The organism is Mesorhizobium sp. M7A.F.Ca.CA.003.01.2.1 (assembly GCF_003998945.1).
GTDB classification, from domain to species: Bacteria; Pseudomonadota; Alphaproteobacteria; order Rhizobiales; family Rhizobiaceae; genus Mesorhizobium; species Mesorhizobium ciceri.
This window is the reverse complement of record NZ_RZRA01000436.1, coordinates 1-4601: the sequence shown is the minus strand read 5'-3', so window position 1 is coordinate 4601 and position 4601 is coordinate 1. Positions and strand designations below refer to the sequence as shown.

Here is a 4601-nt window from a genome sequence, read left to right as displayed (position 1 = left end):
TCGGCGAAAGTCTTGGACGTCACCAGATCGACCGGTTTGCGGAACACGTCGATGGTCGGTCCGAACTGGGTGATGCGCCCTTCGGAAAGCGTCGCCGTGTTGCCGCCGAGCAGCAGCGCTTCGTGCGGCTCGGTCGTGGCGTAGACGAAGATGGTGCCGGCGGCGGCGAAGATCCTGGGCAATTCGGCGCGCAGTTCCTCGCGCAATTTGTAGTCGAGATTGGCGAGCGGTTCGTCGAGCAGCACCAGGCTGGCGTTCTTGACGATGGCGCGCGCCAGTGCGGTGCGCTGCTGCTGGCCACCGGACAGGCTCAGCGGCGTGCGGTCGAGATAGGGCGTCAGCTTGAGAAGTGCTGCGGCATGGCGCACTTCCTTGTCGATCTTCGCCTGATCGGTTCCCGCCACCCTGAGCGGCGAGGCGATGTTCTCATAGACGGTCATCGCCGGATAGTTGATGAACTGCTGGTAGACCATGGCGATCTTGCGCTTCTGCACCGGCACGCCGGTGACATTCTGGCCGTCGAACCAGATCGAACCGGAGGTCGGCACGTCGAGGCCGGCCATCAGCCGCATCAGGCTGGTCTTGCCGGATAGCGTCGGTCCGAGCAGGACATTGAGCGAGCCGTGCTGGAGCGTCAGCGACACATCGCTTATATGCGCGACCGCACCGACCGTCTTGGTGACGTTTCTCAGTTCCAGCATGACGCCTCCTCCCAGGCCTTCCGCATCAGCTCAAACCCCTCTTCATTCGGCAGCCGCGACATGGCGCCGGCTTATGCCGTGCATGAATTCATCGAGAGCCGCCACCTGCTCGCGGCTGAGATGCAGACCGCGCTTGGTACGGCGCCACAATACATCTTCCGATGTGACGGCCCATTCGTTTTGAACGAGATAGCGCACCTCGGCCTCGTAGAGATCGGCGCCGAAGTTGCGGCCGAGATCGACGTTCGATTTGGCCAGCCCCAACAGCATCCTTGCGCGGGTGCCGTAGAGCCGGGTCAGCCGGCGAGCCAGGCGCGCGTCGAGGAACGGATAGGCGGTCTTCAGTTTCGCCACTTCGGCATCGAAACCGGTGGCCGGGAAATCGCCGCCCGGCAACGGCGCGTTTGCCGTCCACGGCTTGCCGCGTTTACCCAGAAAACCCTCGATCTTTTCCAGCATCGATTCCGACAGCCGGCGATAGGTGGTGATCTTGCCGCCAAAGGCGTTGACGATCGGGGCGGCGCCCTCGCCGCCATCGGCCTTGAGCACATAGTCGCGCGTCGCTTCCTGCGCCTTGGAGGCTCCGTCATCATAGAGCGGACGGACGGCCGAATAGGTCCAGACGATGTCCGAACGCTTGACGGCTTCAGCGAAATATTCGCTTGCCGCGGCGCAGAGGTAGTCGATCTCGGTGTCGCTGATCCTCACGTCATGCGGATCGCCGGGGTAATCCTGGTCCGTGGTGCCGATCAGGGTGAACTCTTCTTCGTAGGGAATGGCGAAGATGATGCGACCATCCCTGTTCTGGAAGAAATAGGCGCGCGGATCGTCGAACTTCCTGGCGATGACGATGTGGCTGCCCTGCACGAGGCGGACATTGTGCACATCGTTGAGGCCGACGACGCCGGAAAGCACATGATCGACCCAGGGTCCAGCGGCATTGACCAGCAGGCGCGCCTTGATCTCCTCGGTCTCGCCGGTCTGCAGATCCTCGACCTGGACCGTCCACAAGCCGTTTTCGCGGCGCGCGCCGGTCACTTTCGTGCGGGTGCGGACCGTTGCGCCGCGGTCGGCGGCATCACGTGCGTTCAGCGCCACCAGCCGCGCGTCATTGACCCAGCCATCCGAGTATTCGAAGGCCTTCTTGAATAGCGGCTTCAAAGGCTTGCCGGCCGGATCCCTGGCCATGTCCAGCGTCCGGGTCGCCGGCAGCAATTTGCGCCCGCCAATGTGGTCGTAGAGGAAGAGACCGAGCCTGATCAGCCAGGCCGGGCGCAGGCCCTTGGCATAGGGCAGCACGAAGCGCATCGGCCAGATGATGTGCGGCGCGTTCTTCCACAGAACCTCGCGCTCCATCAGCGCTTCGCGCACCAAGCGGAATTCGTAGAATTCGAGGCAGCGCAGGCCGCCATGGATCAATTTGGTCGAGCCCGAGGAGGTCCCGCTGGCGAGGTCGTTCATCTCGGCGAGAAAGACGGAAAAGCCACGCCCGACGGCGTCGCGGGCGATACCGCAGCCATTGATGCCGCCGCCTATGACGAAAATGTCACGGATCGGAGATGCGTCCACAAATTCCTCCAGCGATTTCGCATTGCACCATTTTTGGGCTTTTACGAAACCGTGTCGGAATTATTTCGAAATGATAACGAATGTCAAACGAAATATCACGGGCGCGTGATATCAGCTGAAAACCGCCTAGGCGAGCGACGTCTCGATCAGCTGAACCTCGGCCTCCTGGCAGATCTTGCGCACCGAGGGGATGTCGCAGCGGTCGGTGATGAAGGTGTTGACCTGCGACAGATGGCCGATGCGCACCGGTGCGGTTCGCTCGAATTTGGTCTGGTCGGAAACCAGGATGACATGCCTTGCATTGGCGATGATCGCCTGCGCCACCTTGACCTCGCGAAAATCGAAGTCGAGCAAGGCCCCGTCATGGTCGATGGCGGATGCGCCGATCACCGCGTAATCGACCTTGAACTGCCTAATGAAATCGACCGCCGCCTCGCCGACCACACCGCCATCGGAACCGCGCACGACACCACCGGCGATCACCACTTCGATCGACGGATATATCCGCATCCTATTGGCAACATTGATGTTATTGGTGATGACCATGAGACCGTTGTGATCGAGCAACGCCTTGCTGACCGACTCGGTCGTGGTGCCGATGTTGATGAACAGCGAGGCGTTGTCGGGGATCAGCCTGGCTGCCGCACGGCCGATCGCCTCCTTCTCGTCGGCGGCAATCTTGCGTCTCGCCTCATACTCCATGTTCTCGATGCCGGAGGGGTACAGCGCGCCGCCATGGATGCGCGAGAGCAGCCGCTGATCGCACAAATCGTTGAGGTCCTTGCGTATGGTCTGCGGCGTCACATTGAAGTGGTTGGCCAGATCATCGACCAGCACGCGGCCGTGATCCTTGGCCATCTGGATAATCTCGGCATGGCGCGGCGACAGATACATGGGCAACCTCCCGTTTTCGTTTTTCTTGTCTATAGTCGAAAACGAAACCGATGAAAAGGCATAAGCCGGCTAACGAAATCAGCGACCCAGGCCACGTGCGATTTCAGTAATCACCACAAAAGCCGTTTCGACATCGGCGGCGGTCGCCTCGAACTGTCCGACCTGGAACCGGATTGCGATCAGTCCATCAACCTTCGTCTGCGTCAGGTAGATGCGGCCATCGTCGTTGATCGCATTGACAAGGCGCAGATTGTGCTCGTCCCCGTCGGTTGCGGTCTTGTGCCGGAACGAGAACAACGACAGCATCGGTTCGCTGACGATCTGGAAATCCGGCTCCCTTGCCAGCCGCGCCGCCAGCCCTTCGCTCCACGCGACATGATTGCGGATCATCGTGCGCAGGCGTTCCAGGCCATGGGCGCGCAGCAGGAACCATAATTTCAACGCGCGAAATCGCCTGCCGAGCGGTACCGACCATTCGGAATAGTTGATGATGCCGTCATGACCGTGCGTCTTCAGATAATCCGGCTTGATGGCCAGCGTCCTGACATGGCTTTCAGGGTCGCGCAGGAACTGGATCGAGCAGTCGAACTGAGCGCCCAGCCATTTGTGCGGATTGAAAACGATCGAATCGGCGCCTTCGACGCCTGTCCAGAAATGCCGATATTCCGGACAGATCATCGCCGATCCCGCCCAGGCGGCATCGACATGGAGATAAAGCCCATGCCGCCGTGCCACCTCGGCAACCGCAGCAATGTCGTCGGTGCCGCCAGTGCTGGTGCCGCCGACGCAAGCGATGATGCCCGCCGGCAGCATGCCGGCTTCCCGGTCGGCGACGATTGCCGCCTCGAGCGCGGCCGTGTCCATGGCGCGAAAGCGGCCGCTGACGGGAATGCGCACGAGATTGTCCTCGCCGATGCCGGACACCCAGATCGCCCGGTCGATCGACGTGTGCACCTGGTCGGAGGAGTAGATGCGCAGCCGCGCCTGCCCTGCCAGGCCCTGTTTGTTGCCTTGCCAGTCGAGTGCCCGTTCGCGCATGGTCAGCACCGCGGCCAACGTCGCCGATGAGGCTGAATCCTGGATTACGCCCGAGAAGCCTTCCGGCAGACCGAGCGCCTGGCGCATCCAGTCGACGGTGCGCGTTTCGAGTTCGGTCGCCGCCGGCGACGTCTGCCACAGCATGCATTGCGCGGCCATCGCCGAAACCAGATATTCCGCCACCACCGAAACCGGCGCCGCATTGGCCGGGAAATAGGCGAAGAAGCGCGGATGCTGCCAATGGGTCATTCCCGGCAGGATCTTCTCTTCGAAATCGGCGAAGATCCGGTCCATCGGTTCGGCGTCTTCGGGCGGCGAAACCTCGATGCTTCTAGAAATGGCGCCGGGTTCTACCAGTGGCCGCACGGGGCGGTCGCGCAGATTGTTGCGATAGTCAAC

Annotated in this window: 4 protein-coding genes; all 4 read right to left on the bottom strand. The window is 61.7% G+C overall.

What is annotated here, in order from left to right:
* On the bottom strand, positions 1 to 701 hold a 701-nt coding region (locus EN969_RS18090), incomplete at its 3' end, for an ABC transporter ATP-binding protein (protein ID WP_164758325.1).
* A gap of 42 nt (positions 702 to 743) precedes the next feature.
* A complete protein-coding gene (gene glpD / locus EN969_RS18085) occupies positions 744 to 2270 on the bottom strand; it encodes a glycerol-3-phosphate dehydrogenase (protein ID WP_127419286.1) in 1527 nt (508 codons plus the stop codon).
* 126 nt (positions 2271 to 2396) lie between these two features.
* Positions 2397 to 3164, bottom strand: a complete 768-nt coding sequence (locus tag EN969_RS18080) for a DeoR/GlpR family DNA-binding transcription regulator (RefSeq protein WP_013531814.1) — start codon at positions 3162 to 3164, stop codon at positions 2397 to 2399.
* Between the two features lie 78 nt (positions 3165 to 3242).
* Positions 3243 to 4601, bottom strand: a 1359-nt coding sequence (locus EN969_RS18075; RefSeq protein ID WP_164758324.1) for an aspartate aminotransferase family protein, incomplete at its 5' end; no start/stop codon positions are given.

What these genes read in the sequence shown, in the direction of transcription:
- EN969_RS18080 (WP_013531814.1), bottom strand. Translation starts at nt 3,164, where the DNA reads ATGTATCTGTCGCCGCGCCATGCCGAGATTATCCAGATGGCCAAGGAT.